The 21,439-nt window shown below is 46.0% G+C and carries 19 protein-coding genes and 1 other annotated feature; of the genes, 16 read left to right on the top strand and 3 right to left on the bottom strand.

Going from position 1 to position 21,439, the window contains the following annotated elements:
• Positions 1-37: 37 nt before the first annotated feature.
• Complete coding sequence (locus RTV33_RS04330; protein WP_312641922.1) at positions 38-1,003, bottom strand: sugar-binding domain-containing protein; 966 nt, start codon at positions 1,001-1,003, stop codon at positions 38-40.
• 437 nt (positions 1,004-1,440) lie between these two features.
• On the opposite strand from RTV33_RS04330, the gene RTV33_RS04325 reads away from it, so the two are divergent.
• From RTV33_RS04325 to RTV33_RS04290, 8 genes are all read left to right on the top strand, one after another.
• Complete coding sequence (locus RTV33_RS04325; protein ID WP_312641920.1) at positions 1,441-2,514, top strand: uroporphyrinogen decarboxylase family protein; 1,074 nt, start codon at positions 1,441-1,443, stop codon at positions 2,512-2,514.
• Between the two features lie 45 nt (positions 2,515-2,559).
• On the top strand, positions 2,560-3,345 hold the full coding sequence (udp, locus tag RTV33_RS04320) for a uridine phosphorylase (RefSeq protein WP_312641918.1): 786 nt from the start codon (positions 2,560-2,562) through the stop codon (positions 3,343-3,345).
• A gap of 28 nt (positions 3,346-3,373) precedes the next feature.
• Positions 3,374-4,321, top strand: a complete 948-nt coding sequence (locus tag RTV33_RS04315) for a nucleoside hydrolase (RefSeq protein WP_312641916.1) — start codon at positions 3,374-3,376, stop codon at positions 4,319-4,321.
• A 42-nt stretch (positions 4,322-4,363) separates the two neighbouring features.
• The gene (locus tag RTV33_RS04310; protein ID WP_312641998.1) at positions 4,364-5,536 is read left to right on the top strand and encodes an MFS transporter; all 1,173 of its coding nucleotides are present in this window, start codon (positions 4,364-4,366) and stop codon (positions 5,534-5,536) included.
• Positions 5,537-5,648: 112 nt separating this feature from the next.
• Positions 5,649-6,272 (top strand): ECF transporter S component, encoded by a 624-nt coding sequence (locus tag RTV33_RS04305; RefSeq protein WP_312641914.1) that lies wholly within the window; start codon positions 5,649-5,651, stop codon positions 6,270-6,272.
• Positions 6,273-6,379: 107 nt separating this feature from the next.
• Positions 6,380-7,186 carry an energy-coupling factor transporter transmembrane component T gene (locus RTV33_RS04300; RefSeq protein ID WP_312641912.1) on the top strand — a complete coding sequence of 269 codons (807 nt, stop codon included), beginning with the start codon at positions 6,380-6,382 and terminating at the stop codon, positions 7,184-7,186.
• Positions 7,174-8,031, top strand: coding sequence for an ABC transporter ATP-binding protein (locus tag RTV33_RS04295; protein WP_312641910.1), 858 nt, complete (start codon positions 7,174-7,176; stop codon positions 8,029-8,031). The genes RTV33_RS04300 and RTV33_RS04295 overlap by 13 nt, the downstream gene beginning before the upstream one ends.
• A 2-nt stretch (positions 8,032-8,033) precedes the next feature.
• Positions 8,034-8,861: an ABC transporter ATP-binding protein gene (locus tag RTV33_RS04290; protein ID WP_312641908.1), complete on the top strand. Its 828-nt coding sequence runs from the start codon at positions 8,034-8,036 to the stop codon at positions 8,859-8,861.
• Positions 8,862-8,936: 75 nt separating this feature from the next.
• On the opposite strand, the gene RTV33_RS04285 is transcribed toward RTV33_RS04290, so the two are convergent.
• Positions 8,937-11,834, bottom strand: a complete 2,898-nt coding sequence (locus tag RTV33_RS04285; RefSeq protein ID WP_312641906.1) for an N-acetylmuramoyl-L-alanine amidase — start codon at positions 11,832-11,834, stop codon at positions 8,937-8,939.
• Between the two features lie 16 nt (positions 11,835-11,850).
• On the bottom strand, positions 11,851-12,066 hold the full coding sequence (locus RTV33_RS04280; protein ID WP_312641904.1) for a hypothetical protein: 216 nt from the start codon (positions 12,064-12,066) through the stop codon (positions 11,851-11,853).
• Positions 12,067-12,525: 459 nt separating this feature from the next.
• Here RTV33_RS04280 and RTV33_RS04275 point away from each other — a divergent pair, with 459 nt between their 5' ends.
• The 8 genes from RTV33_RS04275 to gatA all read left to right on the top strand — a co-directional run bounded on the left by RTV33_RS04275 (position 12,526) and on the right by gatA (position 21,438).
• On the top strand, positions 12,526-13,185 hold the full coding sequence (locus RTV33_RS04275) for an HAD family hydrolase (protein ID WP_312641902.1): 660 nt from the start codon (positions 12,526-12,528) through the stop codon (positions 13,183-13,185).
• A 49-nt stretch (positions 13,186-13,234) separates the two neighbouring features.
• Positions 13,235-13,473 (top strand) — a binding site (T-box leader).
• A 56-nt stretch (positions 13,474-13,529) separates the two neighbouring features.
• Entirely contained in the window at positions 13,530-14,102 is a 573-nt protein-coding gene (locus RTV33_RS04270; protein ID WP_312641900.1) for an XRE family transcriptional regulator, read from the top strand.
• A 9-nt stretch (positions 14,103-14,111) separates the two neighbouring features.
• Positions 14,112-15,764: an AMP-binding protein gene (locus RTV33_RS04265; RefSeq protein ID WP_396327218.1), complete on the top strand. Its 1,653-nt coding sequence runs from the start codon at positions 14,112-14,114 to the stop codon at positions 15,762-15,764.
• Positions 15,765-15,869: 105 nt separating this feature from the next.
• Positions 15,870-16,751: an MBL fold metallo-hydrolase gene (locus tag RTV33_RS04260; protein ID WP_312641897.1), complete on the top strand. Its 882-nt coding sequence runs from the start codon at positions 15,870-15,872 to the stop codon at positions 16,749-16,751.
• Positions 16,752-16,875: 124 nt separating this feature from the next.
• Positions 16,876-17,568: a sporulation protein YunB gene (gene yunB / locus RTV33_RS04255; RefSeq protein WP_312641895.1), complete on the top strand. Its 693-nt coding sequence runs from the start codon at positions 16,876-16,878 to the stop codon at positions 17,566-17,568.
• A 94-nt stretch (positions 17,569-17,662) separates the two neighbouring features.
• On the top strand, positions 17,663-19,642 hold the full coding sequence (gene ligA, locus RTV33_RS04250) for an NAD-dependent DNA ligase LigA (protein WP_312641893.1): 1,980 nt from the start codon (positions 17,663-17,665) through the stop codon (positions 19,640-19,642).
• Positions 19,643-19,693: 51 nt separating this feature from the next.
• The gene (gene gatC, locus RTV33_RS04245; RefSeq protein ID WP_312641892.1) at positions 19,694-19,963 is read left to right on the top strand and encodes an Asp-tRNA(Asn)/Glu-tRNA(Gln) amidotransferase subunit GatC; all 270 of its coding nucleotides are present in this window, start codon (positions 19,694-19,696) and stop codon (positions 19,961-19,963) included.
• Between the two features lie 14 nt (positions 19,964-19,977).
• Positions 19,978-21,438, top strand: a complete 1,461-nt coding sequence (gatA, locus tag RTV33_RS04240) for an Asp-tRNA(Asn)/Glu-tRNA(Gln) amidotransferase subunit GatA (RefSeq protein WP_312641890.1) — start codon at positions 19,978-19,980, stop codon at positions 21,436-21,438.
• The last annotated feature ends 1 nt before the right edge of the window (position 21,439 follow it).

Raw genomic sequence — 21,439 nt, 5'->3', positions numbered from 1 at the left:
CCTGCTTCTTGCTAAAATAGCATGCATTTTCAAGTACTCAGCGGCCATAAAAGGTTTGCAGATCTTTTATAGCTAATAGCTTTTTGGCGGTACGCGCATCGGTAATTAATACATTGCAGTAATTGCCTTGCAATGCGGCATAAATTGCCTCAGCCAAATGCTCACCGGCAGCCACACAAACCGAAAAATCTTTGGTACACAGTTCTGAAATATCCATGCCGAGAATACGCGCCTCCAACAAGGGGTCGTTAATTTTACCCTCGCGATTGAGAAAATGCCCGAAAATTTCGCCTACGGCACCACCTTCACGAATTTTTCTGATTTCATCGTGGCTAAAATAACCGCTGGTAACATAGATATTGCTCTCTGAAGGTGCGCCAATACTGTACATTGCAATATTAGCTTTTTTTGCTGTTTCAATAACCCATTGAATACTGGAATCCTGATGCAGCGCGTCTTTTACATAGCGGTTGTTGACAACAGCAGGGGCGGGGAAGTAGTAGTAAAACGCATCCAATTTGCCGGCTGTCTGCCGGATGGTATCGTACTGAAAGCCCTTTACATGCTCGGTTAGTGCACCGTTTAGCTGCACAAAGGCAAGATTTTCAATGTGCCGAACGGGCAGTAGGCTTGGAATTTTGGACATCAAATCGCTGAAGGCGAAGCCCACAATATCATTCGCCTGCACAATCTCGAGCAGAAAATCTGCTCCGGCCTGTGCGACATTTTTCTCAGTAATCCGTTGGTCCTCATCGCGGCTTTCAACAATCCGAACATCTTTTAAATGAAAGTAGGAGAGCACTTTATCGCGCAAATCATTTCCTTCTTCAAACGGGTCAATTACAGAAATTTTGATGTATCCGTCTTTTTTAGCATTGCTGATGATTCTTGAAATCTGGGCAACAGAGGTATTGATGCGCCTCGCAATTTCCTCTTGGTTCAAATTTTGCTCATAGTACATTTTTGAGATATCAATCATCCGTTTAAGATTTTCTTTTTTCAAAAGCAGTGTGCCTCCTTTTGCCGATCTTTATTGAACAAAGCAGCCATAAATCTCAATTTGTTTTTATTATAACAAACCGATTGCAATTTGCATATAGTCTAATAGCAAAAAAATGTAAAAAATTAATAATTACTTGAAATTTTTTTCAATAACTATTGACTTGTTTATAGTTTATACATATAATGAAGAAAACCAATACAAATTGAACATTAATTTTACATGTACATACTAAATTGTATTAAAAATAACAACGAAATAGCGAATTGTGTCGAAATAATGTCGTAAGAAAAATAATGCGATATAAATTTACAGGTATTTACCGTAAGCTTTCAGTTGTGTTTTGCTTTAGAGTACCTTGCCGACTGTCACTTCATGCGAATCAGATTTTGTTAACGTTTCACTTTTACATACAACAAGCGAAAAAGGAGTGTAGGCTAATGAGAGCAATGTTACCCAGAGAAAGGGTACTGGCAGCACTGGCACATCAGGTTACAGATCGCGTTCCGCTCGACTTTTGGGCGGTGCCCGAGGTGTGGGAGAAGCTGAAGTGTTATTTTTGTACAGACAGTGAGGAGCAAATTCTCAAAAACCTCAGCATCGATGTCCGCCAATTTCAACCGGATTATATTGGCCCGGAACTTGTAAAGATGCAAGACAACAGTTATTTTGATGCCATGGGTGTTCATAGGCGCGTTGTTAAAAATGAGTTTTGTGAGTATGAGGAATATGCAAGTTCTCCGCTGGGTTTTGCCGAAACAGTAGAAGATCTCGAAAAGTACGATAAGTGGCCCAATATCGACAACTGGGATTTTAAAGCGCTCTCAAACAAAATTGGTGACGCGCATAAAACCTACTACATAAAGGTTGAAACAGGCGGATTGTTTGAGCTGGCATGGGCACTTAGAGGGTATGAACAGTTTATGATGGACATGGTGCTGGAACCGGAAATTGCACATGATATCATAGGTCGGTTGACCGATTTCTACTGCGAATATGTTCGCCGTACCATGGATAACGCTGGTGAAAAATACGACATGGTCTATACCTACGACGACATAGCGGCGCAAAACACCTTGCTGATGTCCAAAGCGATGTGGGCCGAATTCGTTAGGCCTTACCATCAGCAGCTCAATCGGGTTATCAAAAGCTATGGAAAAACCGTGATGTATCACTCCTGCGGTGCAATTTACGATATGATTGAGGATTTGGCAGAGCTCCCCATCGATGTTCTCAACCCAATACAGCCCAACGCGGCCGGTATGGATATGGACAAGATTAAGAAAAACTATGGGGACAGGCTTTGCTTCCACGGCGGAATTGATATCCAGTTTACTCTGCCAAAGGGCACAAAGCAGGACGTTGAAGAGGCAGTAAAGCGTGTAACCAAGGCGTTGGGAAAAGGCGGGGGCTATATCTTAACCAGTGCCCATTATATTCAGGCAGACACACCGGTAGAAAATATTATTACGATGTTTGAAACGGCACAAAGCCTACCTCCGCAAGAAGCATAGGAGCATCAGACATAAAATCATTTTTGGGGTAAGGGGCGATTTATTATGAGCGATCATCATAACGAAGAACTTCAGTATCATGTCCATTTAAAAGCAGGGGATGTAGGCAAGTATGTCATTCTACCGGGGGATCCCAAACGCTGCGAAAAGATTGCGAAACATTTTGATCATGCCGTTTTTGTGGCAGACAATCGCGAATATGTCACCTATACCGGCTACCTGGACGGTGAAAAAGTTAGTGTCACCTCCACCGGCATTGGCGGCCCATCCGCCGCAATTGCTATGGAAGAACTGGTGAGAGTCGGCGCAGATACTTTTGTGAGAATCGGCACCTCGGGTGGTATGGCAATGGAGGTTAAAGGTGGCGATGTTGTTGTAGCTTCCGGGGCTATCCGTATGGATGGTACCGGCAAGGAGTACATACCTGTTGAATTCCCCGCTGTTGCAAACCATGAAGTGGTAAACGCACTTGTCAAAGCTGCCGAGCAGCAGGGAAAAACCTATCACGTAGGCGTTGTTGAGTGCAAAGATTCTTATTACGGGCAGCACGAACCGGAAGTAAAACCCATTGGTTATGAGCTGATGAACAAATGGCAGGCATGGGTAAAAGGCGGTGCGCTCACCTCTGAAATGGAATCAGCGACACTGTTTATTGTCGGCAGCTGCCTCAGAGTGCGCGTTGGCTCGGTTTTGTTGGTCTGCGGAAATCAGGAGAGAGAGAAAGCAGGGCTTGACAATCCTCGTTCGTCCGACACCGAAATCGCAATCGATGTTGCGATTCAAGCGCTTCGCAACTTGATTAAAGCGGATAAGGAAAAGGCAGCAAGATAAAACAAAACAATTGGAAGATGGTGTACAAATGGATAAACGAAAAATTATTATAGATACAGATTGTGGTTCAGATGATGCTATGGCAATAGCGATGGCACTCAATGATCCCAGCGTCGAAATACTCTTTTTTACAACCGTACACGGAAATGTATCGGCAGAGCAGGCTGCCATCAATACTCTTATTACCATTGAACATTCAGGCAGCTATGAACCGTCTGTTTACCTTGGCTGCCAAAAACCGCTCCTGCGTGAATCGGTTTTTGCTTACGAAACCCACGGAAAAGACGGTATGGGCGATATTGGGCTAAAGGTAAAAAAACTTTCAATAGCCGAAGGCAATGGTGTGCTGAAAATACTTGATGCACTTCGCGATTCTGAAGCTGGTGAGATAGAAATTATTACACTTGGCACCTTGACCAATATTGCAGTCGCGATGATGCTTGACCCCGACGCGATGAGAAAAGTAAAACGCATTTCGATGATGGGCAGTGCCGGTCTGGGCTACGGAAATGTCTCACCTGTGGCAGAGTTCAACATCTGGCAGGATGCCGAGTCTGCAAAAATCGTTTTGGACTTTGGTGTTCCGCTGTTGTTTGTGGGGTGGGATGCCTGTCTTGGTGAGGCTATGCTCCACAAAGACGATATTGAAAAAATTCGTACAGGCAGCGATCTTGGAAGATTTTCGATCGACTGTAACCGCCAGCTGATGGAGCTGAATACAAAGCGTTTTGGTGAGCCTGTTTTGGATATGGCAGACCCGGCAGCAATGGCGGCGATTCTTTATCCTGAATGCATTCGAGAATGCGACGATTACTATTGTGATGTAGACATCTCAAAAGGCATCAGCTACGGTGCGGTTCTGGTTGACCGCTGTCATGATATGCCCAATAAGCCAAACGCAGCAGTGTGCAGTGCCCTGATTGGTGAAAGATTTAAGGAATACCTGTACAGAACGCTTTGTGAATCACAACGCTAATGTACAGCAATATTCAAAAGGGAGATTAATAGTACAGTGAAAATGAAAAACTGTTTCAACCCGTTTACTTACGTCTTGTTCCTTTTTATGGGCTGCTTTTTCGCCGGAAACCAATTGATGGTACATTACGTCAGTGCATCTTTCGGCGCAACAGAAATACAGCTTAGCATGATCATCAGCGCACTTTATGTCGGGTCTATGCTAATGGTACTGCTTCTGGGCGAGCTGTCCGAACGGATTGGAAAACGGTTCGGTGTTATAATTGCTGCAATATCTTATTCCATCGGGGCCTTGTTCATCGCCCTTTCGGGAAACCTAAAAATGTCGGTGCTATCCTTCTTTCTTTTTGGCTGCGGCTCAGGCGGTTTGGAAGGTGTAATGTTCTCTCTCATCGGAGACTACAACGGGGAGGAAACCAATAAGCATATGAACCTTACCCAGGCAGTATTCAGCATCGGTGCGGTTTTTGGGCCTATTGTAATCGACCGTCTGCTCACAGTAGTCAGCTACAAAGTGGTGTACAGTGTTATGTGGTTGTTTATGGGTATTCTTGCAATCGTGTTCCTGTGCTCCCGCTCTATCGATAGTTTCTCTGTGAAGAGCAGTAAAGGCGCGAGTGGCGGGCTTACCATCTTTAAGCTTGCGCGCAACCCCGCAATGTTCCTTTATATGCTGATACTGATGATAGCCATTGGCTGCGAAACGGCGGTTACCTACTGGCTGGTGAATTACTTTGACTTACTGGGGGCTGTAAGTTTAGGTGCATTTGGTTTGTCGCTGTACTGGTTTGCCAGCATTCCGGGCAGGGTATTGGGCTCAAGAATTTATAATCAGAGCAATTTCTTAAAGCTATGCTTTCTACTTTGCAGTGTCGGAATTATCGTTCTGCTGGTGTTGCCAAGCCCCTTGCTCAAACTGTTCGGTGTGTTGATTATCGGAATTGCACTTGCGCCGGTATATCCAAGCATCAGCACGCTGGGCGGCAGGCTGTTTCCCAAGAACTCAGCAGCGGCATTCTCTCTAATGGTTTTTTCGTGCGGGTTGGGTGGAACCATAGCACAGCCTATCATCGGTGCAGTCTCAAGGGCAGCGTCTATCACCGTAGTCTATACTGCAATCTCTGTTATAATGGTGATACTTGCGGGCTTAGTTGTTCTTGGAGGCAAAGCGTCTCGGCATAATACAATTGGTGAAGAGCAAAAAACAGAAAGATAGAAAGGCTTTGTGTGTCTAGTAAATGCAGCAAGTTGCCAGCTATATAAATGCAAAATTGCTGTATTTATCAATAGAACCTTTAAAAATTAAAGGATTATGAGGAGGAACTACCATGTCAGAAAAGAAAAAGTACTCGTTTCAGTCGGACTTTAGCATGCTTGCCCTGCTTCTCATCCCTATTGCAGTTGCTGTTAACTTCGTCGGCGGGCAGCTTGCAGTGGCACTGAAAATTCCCCTGTATCTCGATTGCATCGGCACCATTTTGGTTGCAATGCTGTGTGGGCCGTGGGTAGGCGGTCTTGCGGGCCTGGTTACCAATCTGGTTCTCGGCATCTCCAACCCCACCTTCTTTATATTTGCAATCGTCAACGTATCCGTCGGTATCGTAACGGGTTTCTGCGCAAGATGGAATGGTTTTTCTGTGTGGTGGAAATGGCTTATCTCTATGTTCTTAATGGCAATTACCTCTCTCATTATTGCGGCACCAATCGTTGTACTCGCCTTTGGCGGTGTTACGGCTTCCGGCACCTCGCTGATTACAGCAACCTTGATGGCGACAGGCTCCAATATCTGGAAAGCTGTATTCTCCACCGAGCTTGTTTTCACAGTTACCGACCGTATCATCTCTTTCGTCATAACTTATCTCATTATACGCGTTATTCCTGCCAGAACACTGATCAAATTCTCCTGCGGTGAACATTACATTAAAAAAGCAAAAGAGAGTAAAGTAGGCTAGGGAGTTCCGAAAATACTAATTTTAGAAGAAATCTAATAAAATGCCAGATTCCGCCCTCTGGCAATGGAGGGCGGAATTACCGAAAAATGAAAAGGAGTGCTTCAGATATGTGGCAAGAGAAGCTCCGGATACATAAAAACAATGCAATAGCCGACTTATATCCGTTTGCAAAACTATGGATTTTGGCTTTGTACTCTGTTTGCAGTATGATACTGGGTACAGTTAAAGTCGATGGATATCCGGTGTATATGATGGGTGCATTCATTGTTGTTCCGATAATTGTATTAGCTACTGGCATTTGGAATAAATTTATTACCGTATTCAAAAAAATTGTTTTTCTTTGTGTATTTATCGTGGTTGTTCAAGCACTGCTCGTAAAGGGTAACGAAATTGTGTGGAGCATGAGTGTTTTTGGCCTGTTTGACCTTACGGTTTATAAAATTGGGCTTCAGACAGGGCTCAACCTAATGTTTACAATCTTTAACATCGGCGGTATTTTTGCATGGTTTTTCCAGTGTACCGAAAATAAAGAACTGATTTGCGCCTGTGAAAAGAAGGGAATGTCTCCCAAAGCGGCTTATGTTCTACTTTCCACACTGCAAATGATTACCGTACTGCAGCAAAACTCCAAGGTGATTATGAATGCACAGCAGGCGCGCGGTGTAGAAACACAAGGGAATCTGCTGGTTCGTACAAAAGCGTTTATTCCATCTATGATTCCTCTCATCTTAGGCTCAATTTCAAATACGGAGGAACGGGTGTTAACGCTGGAGTCCAAAGGGTTTTCGGTGCAGTGTCAAAAGACACATATTTTTGATGTGACACCAAGCGGCAACGAGAAAAAAGCAATTATCGTTGCGATTATTATAACGACTTTAGTAATTGTCTGGAGGGTGCTGATGTGGGTGTTGTAATTGAGTTCAAGGATGTTACCTACAGTTATCCATTGACGACCGTACCCGCCATAAAAAATGTGAACTTTGCTATTGAGCAAGGTAAATTTTACGGAATAATCGGCGAAAACGGTTCGGGCAAAACTACACTTTGCAGCTTAATCCGCGGGTTTGCTCCCAGCTTTTTTAAAGGCGAGCTGGAGGGGCAGGTTCTGATTGATGGAAAGCCGACCGTAGAATACAGCGAGGGAGATTTAGCGCTTCGCATCGGATATGTTTTTCAAAACCCGTTTAATCAAATTTCGGGCGTAAAAGAGACGGTGTTTGAAGAGGTTGCATTTGGGCTCGAAAATTTCGGAGTCCCGGTCGATGAGATCGAAGCGCGTGTCAATGCGGTTATGAAGCTGACGAAAATCGAGCATCTTGCCGAGAAAAACCCGTTTGAGCTTTCCGGCGGGCAGCAACAGAGGGCTGCACTGGCTTCTATTATTGTGCTGGAACCCGACATCATTGTAATTGACGAGCCGACCTCACAGCTTGACCCGGAAGGAACCGAAAGCGTTTTTGAAATTATTGCTGCTATGAAAGAAGCGAAAAAAACCGTCATTCTTGTTGAGCATAAGGTTGACCTAATCGCCGAATATGCCGATGAGGTCTTTGTATTCAGCAATGGGGAGCTCATCCGAAGCGGCGCTAAACAGGATGTGCTGACGGATATTTCTTTAATGGAGCATGGGGTACAGCTGCCGCAAATGGCAATTTTGGGCGATAAACTAATCCAACGCGGGTTAAAGCTTGACTATATCCCCATTACCGAACAGCAGGCGAAAGATGTTATCGGCAAGTTGATAAGCAGGGAGGCGTAACAATGGCATATATATCGCTTAAAGATGTAAGCTTTGAATATCCCGGTGGGTTTTTGGCGGTCGACAACATCAGTTTGGAAATTGAAAAGGGTGAGAACGTAGCCATTGTCGGGCAGAACGGTGCAGGCAAAACAACAACTGTTAAAATGCTCAATGGCTTGCACAAACCCACCAAAGGCGATGTGCTAATCGGTGATATGAACACAAAAGATCATACTACTGCGCAGGTTTCTCGGGTAGTAGGGTATGTTTTTCAAAACCCGGACGATCAGATCTTTCACTCCACTGTATTGTCGGAGGTTGAGTTTGGCCCGAAAACCCTAAAGTTTGACGAGGAAAAGAAAAATAAGCTCATTGATTACGCTCTAGAGCTGACGGGCTTGACGCAATTTAAGGATGAGAACCCTTACAATCTGCCGCTTTCCGTGCGTAAGTTTGTCACCATTGCTTCCATTATCGCTATGGATGATGAGGTTATGATTTTTGATGAACCTACGGCAGGGCAAGATTTGACGGGAACAAGACGTCTTTCGTCCATTCTGAAAACACTTCATGAAAGCGGAAAGACCGTCATCACCATTACCCACGATATGGAGTTTGTAGTGCAGAATTTCAAGCGTGTAATCGTTATGGCAAATAAAAAAGTTGTTGTTTCGGGTAGCCCACAAGAAATTTTTTGGAACATGGAGGCCCTGAAAGAAGCAATGTTGAAGCAGCCATATATCAGCCGTTTGTGCAGGCAGCTAGCGATTGGCGATGGTGTCATTAAGCTTGATGACGCAATTGATGCAATCTGTGCTGTGGCACAAGGGCAAGTGGCTGTTCCCTAACAAAAAGCCTATCCTAACCCTCACCAATGTATAAATCAGAAAAGCCCGCCATATGGCGGGCTTTTCTGATTTATGCTATTGTTTGGTAGTTGGTGCTGCATTCTGAATAGGTGCATTTGCCTGACGGATTGCCTGAACGATTCCGTCTGAAATCCCCAGTGCAGCTTTGTAAATATTGAGGGGGTCGCAAAGCTGCTCATACTCCTCAGGGCTTACCATATAGCCGAGCTCACAAAGCAAAGAGGGCGTGTGCGTCATTTGCGTAACACGGAAGGTGGCAGGCAGAACACCGCGGTTCCTACGCCCGGTGGCTTTGCTGAGCTTATCGGAAATAGCTTCGCCAAACGGAATGGCCAATTCTTCGTTGTAGTAAATCTCAATGCCCTTTGCATTGGTACTGTCGGTGCTTTCTGCCGTAGAGTTAAGGTGAAACGACAGGTAGAAGTCAGCGCGTAGATCACGTGCAATGTCCATTCGCTGCTCGTAGCTCAAACGTTCATCGTTTGTCTGGGTCATATGAACGGTAGCCCCCATCGCTTTTAGTCTCAGGTACGCGGCATATGCATTCATATAGTTAAGCTGGCTCTCAGTAGGGCCGGTTTGCCCCGCAACCCCAAGCGCGCCGGGGTCGTTGCCGCCATGCCCTGCGTCCACAATAATGGTGACACCCTCCAGTGGCTTAGCAGGGTTGTCTGAAAGCTTTGGTGTGTTCTTTGCACGAATCAAAACACTATCATCGGCAAACTCCACATTGTAACCCCAAAGGCGTTTGTTATCTTTTACTTCAAACGTTACAGTAGTGGAATTCTCTGCACTGTCATACTCGGCTTTCACAGAACCGAACAGCTTGCTAGGCTGTGAATTAAACGATAGCCCTGTGTTTAGCGTGGTATTGTAAAACTTTATTTTCAGCGCATCTTCGCCGTATTCTGAGATGTAATATGGCTTTCCGTTGGCCTGCATGGTGTAGGTTTCGCCAATAGAATCCTCTGTAAAGGTTATACTGTTTACAGTAGTATTGATGTCAATTTTACCCTCCAGCACTTTGACATCTTCCTTGTGGATGTAGCCGCCGCAGCTCAGCTTATAATAATCGTCGCTGCTTTCTACGATATAATCGGTTGCACCTTTTTCCACTGAGGTAATCATCTTGCCACGGAATTGATTCGTATCGTTGACGGAACTGGTATCTCCGCGCATATCGGTAATTTCCAGCGCAAACTTAGAGTTTTTGCCAACTGCCAGCAGTTCCCCGCTCGATGTATAGGTTGTGTTTTTACCGCCGTAACTCATGGCGTAGGTGAGCTTGCCAATGCGGGTTGTTTCCTCAGCAGGGTAGTTGCCGAGCAGTGTTACCTTTGCTGAAAAAACAGCAGGAACCCCTGTAGCGGCCGCCGCATATTGTTTGAGTGGTACGGTGCGCCCATCTACCTGAACCGATACCGAAGCACCTGAAGGTGCGGTGCAGGTGATGGTAAACTCTTCGCCGACTCGTACTCCCTCATCATATTTCGGAAAGATACTGCTCTGTCGCATCTCGGAAATTTTACTTGGCGAAACCATATTAGGGTCATAACGGGAGATGGTAACCGTTTGGGATTTTTCACCCTGTACAAAACGGAAACTGTTTTCACCTAAATTCAGATTCACCAGGGTGCCAAAGGTGCCTCCGGGTGCCTGCGGCACCTCATTCCCGTTCATCGTGACGGACAAGCTGGGGTCGGAAGTACCCATAATATAGTAGGTTTTGTAGCTTGTATTAATCTTGTTTATAGGGCGTGTGATGTTAAATTCCTGTGGAATACTCAAATCGACAGTAAGATGTGCCTGTTCTTCGGCTGCGGTTAAGGGGTTAAATACCGCGGAAAGGCTGCTCGCCACATCAAAAAAGTTATCCTTGATGGACGAATAGCTGTGTATCACACAGCCGTCTACATCATTCTGATTGTTCACAAAAAGCTGCAGGTTTAGCTCTTGCGCGCTGTCAAAGTAGCCATTGTCGGCAACGGGTGAAAAAATGCGGTTTGCGGCATTGCCGGTATAAAGGGCAACCTGGTTTTCATCTGCAAACTGCTTCCATCCGGCAAGCTGCAGGGCATAGCCACCGCTATCGGTTTGGGCATTAATATTCGGCACCACAAAGTCCAGCAGCTTCTGCTGTGCCCATGCTGTGTGGTCTGCATAACCGCTAAAAGCTTCCGTGTCAAAAGGCTTGTCGGTCATAACACCGAGCTTTACGGTGGGGCGCGCACTCTTTACCGTGCTATGGATATTACTGATTAGGTTGGTTAGAAGCTGTATCTTTTCCTCCTGTGTAGTGCGGATTTCAAAATCCGGAGTAGGGTAGGCATAGTTTTTAAGCAGAATACCATTTAAGTCATAGTTTTTGGCGAGCTCCCCTACGGCGGAAACCACAAGCTCCTGCGTAAACGGCTCACTGGGGTTGAGATACAGCTTGCCATTTGCAGAAACCACATACTCGCTGTTTTTTACCGCAATATTCTTTTTGCTTGCAGGCAGCTTGCCGGTATCCGCAACCAAAAACGGATCAACCACGGCGGTAACTTTAATATTATGCTTGGCGGCTTGCGTTACCAGATAATCAAGCGGGTCAAGGCGATCCCAGTTAAAAAGAAAGCTTGTCTTTTTTGTGGTCAGGTATTCACTGTATTCGTATGCCTTGGAATGATACATTGCTCCGCTGCCGGTAACAGCTTCAAAAAAAATATTATTAAAGCCGTACTGTGTGGCAAATGCTACAATGCGGTCCAGCTCAAGTTTTTGATCTTTCTTTGAAAGATTGGGGGCAGACGGAAAATCAATGTTATGGCCTGTTGCCACGTAAAGTCCATTTACCTTATCCGATGTGCTGTATTTCAGCGGAGACACCGCAAAGGCAGGTACCGGCAAAAGCGATGCTGCCAGAACAAGGGCGAGCATCAGAGCACAGGCACGTTTGATGTTTGGTTTCAATGTTATCTCTCCTATATCACAGTTCAAAATCGCTTTTGTCAAAGGCGGGCAGCTTGTTTGGCTTTTTGGGAATACGTTTGAGCGGGGAATAACGGAATGCCCTGCATTTAAAGTATGGGTCAACAATCCCCTTTTTTTCACAAAGAATCATTAAATTATCCTTTGAAAGCTCCCCATGGCTGCAGTAGCTGCATGAAGGCTCAATCTTATTAGAAAACAACTTCGATTTCATAGCGGCACCCCCTTTATTTGTATGAAAATACGAGTAACATTATATGATAAAAAACGTAGCTTTTATAAATATAATTATCGTTTTGGCGGTTGCCCTGTAAAAGGCGAGCCAAAGGTATTAAAATAAAACAGAATAGTTGCAAGGCAGCGATTGTATCATAAAACGGTCTCAAACGCAGGTTTCTACTTGCACCAGGAGCAAATTTTCGTGCTAAGTTGCGTAAAGACCGTTTCCGATGTGATAAAACACATTTGCCAAACGGCAAATATCGCGCTGCGAGCGATATTCAGCCCGAAGGCTAAATGCTTGTTTTATTATATCAAATTTGCAGAAAAAAGTCTTGAAACTTACAAAAATAATAGTTTTTTGCACAGGAAATTTCTGTAGCACGCCGCTTGCAAATTACATGAAAATGGGGTAGGGTAGTAATAGAAGAAAACAATCGGGAGGACTTTAAATATGACGAAACTGATGATATTTGATTTGGACGGCACTCTGCTCGATACCATTCACGACCTTGCCGCCGCCACCAACTGGGTGCTGGAACGACATGGTTACCCTACACACCCCACCAAAGCATATCACTATTTTGTGGGTGACGGTGTGCTGATGTTAATTACTCGCGCCTTACCGGAAGAAGCCCGTATCCCCGAAATAATTGCACAGCTGAAAACGGAGCAGGTTGCTTACTATAACGAACATATGCTCGACAGCACCAAGCCTTTTGCAGGTATCTCCGAGGTGCTGGAAGAGCTGCAAAATAAAGGCTATGCGCTTGCAGTTGTCACCAATAAGCCAAATGAGCCTGCGCAGCAGCTGGTAAAAGACTTTTTCCCAAAAATCAACTTTATGCAGGTGTTTGGCCAGCGCGACGGTATTCCTCATAAGCCGGACCCAACCTGTGTCAATATGGTAATAGAACAATCGGGCTTTTCGAAGGACGAAACTTTGTACTTCGGCGATTCAGATGTAGATATGCTTGTTGCAAAGAATGCAGACGTTAGGGGCATTGGTGTTTTGTGGGGATATCGCACAAAAGAGGAACTGGAAAAAGCAGGGGCATATACCGTTATTGACAAAGTTGAAGATATTCTTTCTATCGCTGAAAAAAATGGTTGACAATTTCAGAGAATTGCAATATGATAGGAACAACAATTTAATACACCATTTAAAAGCGATGATAGAGATTGTTTTGTCGTACATCATTTTCAGAGAGCCGGCGGTTGGTGCGAGTCCGGTAATGGCAGGTAAAACTTATCACTCTTGAGCTGGGTCTTGAAAAATTTTGAGTAGAGTAACCTCGTATGACTGCGTTATGGTCGGGAATTTGTTAGAATTCTGCTGAGTGCACAAGTAATTGTGCAATTTGGGTGGTACCACGGGTTTATTTAGTAGCTCGTCCCAATTTTGGGATGGGCTATTTTTGCGTTTAAAAAATTAAAATTCAAACAGGGGGTATAACAATGGAAGCACGTTTGCAAGAAATTGCGCAGCGCATTAGAACCTTAAGGGATATTCTCGAAATTCCGGTAGAGGAAATGGCACAAAAAACAGGTGTTTCTGTAGAAGAATACAGTAATATGGAGAGCGGCGAAAACGATTTTTCGTTTACCTTTCTGTATGAATGCTCCAAGATTTTTGGTGTAGACCTTATGGAGATTGTCACCGGAGAAAAGCCAAAGCTTTCTTTTTACTCTATTGTGCGTAAAGGCACGGGGTTGCCCATCAAGCGCAGAAAGGGCTTTACCTACCAACACCTCGCGTATCTGTTTAAAGATAAAGTTGCCGAGCCGTTTCTGGTTACCGCACCGTATAGCGAAGAGGAACAGAACCAGCCGATCCATCTTTCCTACCACAAGGGGCAGGAGTTCGACTTGGTGCTCAAAGGCTCGCTGAAATGCGCGATGGAAGGTCACACTGAGATCTTGCATGAAGGCGACGCCATCTACTACGATTCCGGAAAAGGGCACGGTATGATCGCAACCGGCGGTGAAGACTGCACGTTTTTAGCGGTGGTTTTGAAGGAGGAGGAATAATCGATGGATATGGAAAACTTTTACGAACGCTTTTGTGATGAGAAATTTACAAAACGCGGCGTTTTATGTGATTTTTCAATAAAATATGAGCAGAACTATAACTTTGCTTACGATGTCATGGATGAAATTGCCCGCTTGCAGCCTAACCGCCGAGCTATGATTTGGTGCAACGAAGCAGGCGAAGAGCATACCTACTCCTTTGCAGACCTCAAGCGCATGAGCGATAAAACCGCCAATATGCTGCGTTCGCACGGTGTGCAAAAGGGTGATATGGTTATGCTGGTGCTCAAACGCCATTTTGAGTTTTGGTTCACCATTTTGGCTCTTCATAAGCTTGGAGCAGTTGCAATTCCCGCGACCAATCTGCTCACGAAAAAAGACTTTGAATACCGTTTTGAGGCTGCCGGTGTTAAGGCGATTCTTTGTACCGCTGACGGCGAGGTGGCTGACCATGTGGATATGGCATGCGAAGAGTATAAGAGCCTTTGTGCGAAAATTATTGTCAACGGTAGGCGCGAAGGCTGGGATTATTTCACCGATGAGGTGGAGAAGGCTTCCGAAGAGTTTGAGCGCGTTGAAACCGAGGCTCACGAGCCAATGCTGCTGTATTTCACTTCCGGCACTACAGGCTACCCAAAAATGGTCATCCATGATCACACTTATTCACTCGGTCACATCATCACTGCAAAGTACTGGCATAATGTCAACCCCGACGGCATCCATCTCTCAATCTCCGATACAGGCTGGGGCAAAGCGGCTTGGGGTAAGCTGTATGGTCAATGGATCTGTGGCACCACGGTATTTGTCTACGACTTTAACAAATTTGTACCCGGTGACATTTTGGCAATGATCGAAAAATATCGCATTACAACCTTTTGTGCCCCGCCAACCATGTACCGCTTCTTTATCAAAGAGGGTATGGAGGGCTACGATCTTTCGTGCCTGAAGTATGCCACCACCGCGGGCGAGGCGCTCAACCCCGAGGTTTACAACCGTTTTCTGGAATATACCGGGCTTAAACTGATGGAGGGCTTTGGCCAGACAGAAACCACTCTCGTGCTTAACAACCTTGTAGGCACTACACCAAAAGTAGGCTCTATGGGTAAGCCATCCCCCATGTACCATGTCGATCTTGTGGATGAAAACGGCAACAGCGTAGAGCCGGGTGTTACCGGCGAAATCGTCCTGCGTACGAGGGACGGCGTAAGACAGCCCGGTTTGTTTATGGGCTACTACCGCAACGAAAAGCTTACGAATGACGCGTGGCATGATAACCTCTACCATACCGGAGACACAGCTTGGAGGGATGAGGACGGGTTCTTTTGGTACGTTGGCAGAACCGATGATGTCATTAAGGCATCCGGATACCGCATTGGCCCCTTTGAAATTGAAAGCGTGCTGATGGAGCATGCAGCAGTTTTGGAATGCGCGGTCACCGGTGCCCCCGATCCTGTCCGCGGCCAGGTGGTGAAAGCTACCATAGTGCTCACCAAGGCTTATCAGCCGTCCGATGCGTTGGTTAAGGAGCTGCAGGAGTATGTGAAAAAGCAGACTGCACCTTACAAATACCCGCGTATTGTAGAATTTGTAACGGAACTACCCAAAACCATCAGCGGCAAAATTAAGCGCGTTGATATCCGCAACAGCGACAATAATAAATAGCACCCCAGGCAGACGCGCAGTTTTCTGCGCGTCTGTTCTTGTGTGTTGCTTTTTATGATATCATAAAAAGCAAATAGATATTTTTTGTAAAAGGAGAGAGCAGTTGTGTATGAACTAATCCAAGCGGGGGAACGAACCTATTACATCAATTGTCCGGCGAAAATGGGAATTTACCGCACGGATGGAAATGGTGTTTACTTAATTGACAGCGGCAATGACAAAGAAGCGGGTAAAAAACTGCTAAAAATAATAAACGAAAACAACTGGGAGCTGCTTGCGATAGTCAATACTCACTCAAACGCTGACCATGTCGGCGGCAACCGCCTTTTACAAGAGCGGACAGGCTGTAAAATCATTTCTACAGGCATTGAAAATGCCTTTGCTCAATATCCTGTTTTGGAGCCATCGTTTTTATATGGAGGGTATCCGTGCAAAGAGCTGCGCAACAAATTTTTGATGGCAGAACCAAGTGCGCCAACAGGCACGGTAGAAACCGCTTTGCCGAAAGGGTTGGAATACATTCGGCTGGGTGGGCACTTCTTTGATATGATTGGTATACGCACTTCGGATAACGTCTGCTTTCTTGGAGACTGTGTATTCGGTGAAAACATCATCAGCAAATACCACTTATCCTTTATTTATGACGTAAGAGAGTTTTTAAACACTTTGGATATGGTGGAGCAATTGGAGTGCAGGCTGTTTGTTCCCGCCCATGCAGAAGCGGCAGAGGATATCAGACCGCTGGTGCAGGTTAACCGCGATAAAGTTTACGAGATTATTGATGTACTTTTAGAAATTTGCAAAACACCGTTATGCTTTGAAGATATTCTAAAAGAAATCTTTGACCGCTATTCTCTGAACATGGATTTTGGGCAGTATGTGCTTGTGGGAAGCACGGTGCGCTCTTATTTATCGTATCTGCACGACGAAAAGAGATTAGATGCGAACTTTGTCCAAAACAAACTGCTATGGAAAACAGTTGAATAAAATTTAATGCGGAAAACAAAAGAACATCTCAAAGGATGTTCTTTTTTGCGCAAAATACACTTTTTTCTTCTTTTCTGAATATCATGCTATATCACCGATATTTTTTGCAGAGGGAGGGAAAGTGGTGCAAAGCTACAAACGCAGGCATAGGAGAATAGAACTGGTAAAGATTATGATTGTGATAACCGCCGTTTTGCTGCTGGTTGTGCTGATCGATATGAAAATGCGTCCCTCCGTGGAAACTATGACTGCTTATCAGGCTCGATTGTATGCAATACAAACCATTAACGATGCAGTTGCAAAAGAGTTGGACGCAGAAAAAGTAACATACGATTCTATGGTGAAGTTGAGCACCTCTGCGGACGGTATGGTTACCGCCGTTGAAACAGATATGCTCGCACTTAACCGGCTTAAGGTGGGAATCACCAATTCGGTTGCGCAGGAACTAAAGAAGTTGGAAACAGCTGATCTTAAAGTGCCGATGGGTACCCTGTTTGGCGGGCAAATGTTTACAGGCCGAGGCCCCTTGATGGGCTTTCGTATTTTGCATGTGGGGTACGTACAAAGTGAAATTATCAATCAATTTGACTCTGCGGGCATCAATCAAACCCGCCACCAGATTATGCTGCGCATTTCGATCAATATTAACGCTCTGATACCGGGGTACAGTGCGGATACAGAGGTTACTACCAATATGTGCATTGCTGAAACCATTATTGTTGGTACTGTGCCCGATGCTTTTACAAAGGTGACAGGTGACAACGGCAGCACAATTTCGAAATTGAACGATTATCGTGCGGATAACGCGCTCGAATAATTGCGAATTCTAGCAGAATTAGTTCTATCGTTTTTGCCAAGAATATGCTATAATGTATCAGTATTGCTTGTACAAGAACGGAGGCAATTACGCAATGAATCTGCAAGAAGCAAAAAAGCGTGTGGAGGAGTTAACCTCCACACTGGAATATCACAGCAATCGCTACTACGTGTTGGATGACCCCGAAATTGAGGATTACGAGTACGACAAACTGCTGCATGAGCTAATCGAGCTGGAAGAACAATACCCCGAGCTGCATCATCCGAACTCGCCAACCTCGCGCGTGGGCGGCAAGGCACTGGGTCAGTTTGAGCGTGTTGTACACGAGGTTCAAATGGGCAGCTTGCAAGACGTATTCAGCGCGCAGCAGCTGCGCGACTTTGACAGACGCGTACGAGATAGCCTCCTCAATCCGGCTTATGTGGTAGAACCTAAAATAGACGGGCTTTCTGTTTCGTTGGAGTATCGTGACGGTGTATTTGTGCGAGGTTCCACCCGCGGTGACGGGCTCGTCGGTGAGGATGTCTCCGCCAATCTTCGCACCATCCGCTCAATCCCCCTGAAATTAACCGAACCTCTGCCGTTTGTTGAAGTTCGCGGTGAGGTTTTTATGCCGCACGAAAGCTTTGAGGCGGTTGTAAAAGCACAGGAGCTAAACGAAGAAAAGCCATTTAAAAACCCGCGCAATGCGGCGGCAGGCAGCTTGCGCCAGAAAAACCCTAAAATCACCGCCACCCGCAAGCTGAATATCTTTGTCTTTAATCTTCAACAAATACAGGGCAAAAAGATTACCGCACACAGCGAAAGCCTTGACTATATGAAAAGCCTTGGCTTTCCCGTGTCGCCATCCTACCAGCGCTATACGAATATCGAGGACGTTATCGCCGAAATTAACCGCATCGGCGAGCAGCGCAATGCCTTTGGCTTTGATATCGATGGCGCTGTTGTAAAGGTGGACAACCTTGCCGACCGCGAACGGTTGGGTGCCACTGCAAAATATCCGCGCTGGGCGGTGGCATTTAAATATCCGCCTGAAGAAAAAGCCACAAAGCTGCTTGCAATCGAAATCAATGTAGGCAGAACAGGCGTTCTTACCCCAACTGCAATCTTCGAGCCAATCACTTTGGCGGGCACAACGGTCAGCAGGGCAACGCTGCACAATCAGGACTATATCAACGAAAAAGGTATCTCCATTGGTGACACTGTACTGGTACGTAAAGCAGGGGAGATTATACCCGAGGTGTTATCGGTTGTAGAGCATGCCGGCAATGAGCCTGTATACCAGATTCCGTCGGTTTGCCCGGCGTGCGGGTCTCATACCGTCCGCGAGCAAGACGTAGCGGCGGTGGTTTGCGTCAACCCCGATTGTCCTGCGCAGCTGCTGCGCAACCTCATCCATTTTGCATCGCGCGATGCAATGGATATTGACGGGCTTGGGCCTGCCATTGTAGAATCTCTGGTAAATGAGGGGATTGTGAAGTCCGCCGCCGACCTATATGAGCTAAACGTACAAGATGTCGCTTGCCTTGAGCGTATGGGTGAAAAAAGCGCCAACAATCTTATTTCTGCTATCGAAAGGTCAAAATCCAACGATCTGGGTAAGTTGATTTTTGCACTTGGTATTAAAAACATTGGTCAAAAAGCGGCAAAGCTGCTCGCGCAGCGCTTTGGCAATATGGATACCCTCGCTGCTGCCTCGCAGGAGGAGATCTCTGCAATTGACGGAATGGGTGCTGTTATGGCGCAGTATGTGCATGAGTTTTTTGCACAGCCGCAGTCACAGCATCTAATTGAGCGGCTAAAGGCAGCAGGGGTGAACATGCAGGCAGATACTGCAAAGGCAGGCGATAAGCTGATAGGGCTTACCTTTGTTCTTACCGGCACTCTGCCCACCATGACCCGCGACGAGGCTTCCCAAATGATCGAAAGTCTTGGCGGAAAAACCTCCTCGTCGGTCTCGAAAAAAACCAGCTATGTGCTTGCAGGTGAGGATGCGGGAAGCAAACTTACGAAGGCTCAGGGGCTGGGCGTTCCTATCCTCACCGAGGATGAGTTTAAACAGTTGATCGATTGATTTATATTAGGGCTTTCAGTAGCTCATAGTAAGACAAAAGAGGTGTTAGAAATGAAAATTGATATTATGCATATTGCCAAGCTTGCCAGACTCAAAATAGACGAAGATGAAGTTGTAAAATTTGAAGGCGAGATGCACGACATCATTGCTATGGTGGAGCAGATTCCCGAAATGGCAGATGATTACAAAGACGTTGACCCTGCACACCCTATGGAGCTTCGCAAGGATGAAATTCGCCCCTCTGTAAAACGTGAGGAGCTGCTAAGCAACGCACCGCTTGTACAGGCAGGCTGCGTGGTTGTACCAAAGACTGTTGAATAGGAGAGAACGGACAAATGGAGCTTTATTGCAAAACCGCAACCGAGCTTGCAAAAATGCTGCGTGAAAAACAGTGCAGCGCGGTTGAAATTACCAACTCTGTTTTTGACAGAATAGACGCTGTCGAAGGCAAGGTTAAGGCATATCTTACAACCGAAAAAGATTCGGCGCTGAAAAAAGCCGCCGAGGTGGATACAAAGCTTGCAGCGGGTGAAACGCTACCTGCTCTTGCGGGTATTCCCATCGCAATTAAAGATAATATCTGCACGAAGGGTGTAAAAACCACCTGTGCATCAAAAATTCTTGGTGATTTTATACCTCCGTACGACGCAACCGTTATTGAACGCCTAAAGGCAAACGATTTTATCATGGTGGGCAAGGCCAACCTCGATGAATTCGCTATGGGCGGCTCGTGTGAGAACTCCGCCTTTATGAAAACCGCCAACCCCTACGATCTTTCCTGCGTGCCCGGCGGTTCTTCCGGCGGTTCCGCTGCAAGCGTTGCGGCGGGTGAAGCCATCTTGTCCCTTGGTTCCGACACCGGCGGTTCAATCCGTCAGCCATCGGCATTTTGCGGACTTGTTGGCTTGAAACCCACTTACGGCTCGGTATCACGATATGGTTTGGTAGCGTTTGCTTCCTCGCTCGACCAAATCGGTCCCATGGGGCGTTCGGTTGAAGATGTTGCAGCCCTTTACAGCGCGATCTGCGGCAAAGATAACATGGACGCAACCTCTGTCTCCCTTTCGCAGAATGACTTCACAAAGGGGCTCGATGGCGATGTACGTGGGCTGCGCATCGGTGTGCCGAAAGAATATTTTGGTGACGGTGTGGATGAAAGTGTCAAAACAGCGGTTTACAAGGCGATTGATGAGCTGAAAAATGCGGGCGCTGTTATCAAAGAGGTATCGCTCGCTTCCACCGATTTCGCCATTTCCGCTTACTACATCATTTCCTCTGCTGAGGCTTCCTCCAATTTGGCACGCTTTGATGGCGTCAAATACGGCTACCGCGCCGAAAACTTTTCGGGCCTTACCGATATGTACGAGAAAACGCGCAGTGAAGGCTTCGGTAACGAAGTAAAACGCCGCATTATGCTCGGCACCTTTGTGCTCAGCTCGGGTTACTACGATGCATACTATAAGCGCGCAAAGCGCTTGCAGCAGCGCATTATGGCGGAGTACGATGCAGCGTTTAAGGACTGTGATGTTATCATTACCCCCACAACGCCCACTACCGCCTATAAAATCGGTGAGCGTGTGAACGATATCTTGAAGATGTATGCGGGCGATATGTGTACCGTCACCGTTAACATTGCGGGGCTTCCGGCAATGTCCATTCCCTGTGGCAGTGACGAAAAGGGCTTGCCTATTGGTATGCAGCTCATCGGCCCCAAATTCTCTGAACAGCTGCTTTTTAAAACCGCACGCTTCTATGAGAATATTTATGGCGGCTTTCATACAATACCCACACTGTAAT

The sequence above is a fragment of the Hydrogenoanaerobacterium sp. genome, from assembly GCF_032017025.1.
Taxonomy (GTDB): Bacteria; Bacillota; Clostridia; order Oscillospirales; family Ruminococcaceae; genus Hydrogenoanaerobacterium.
The sequence above is the reverse complement of the archived record's forward strand: the minus strand, read 5'-3'. Positions and strand labels throughout refer to the sequence as shown.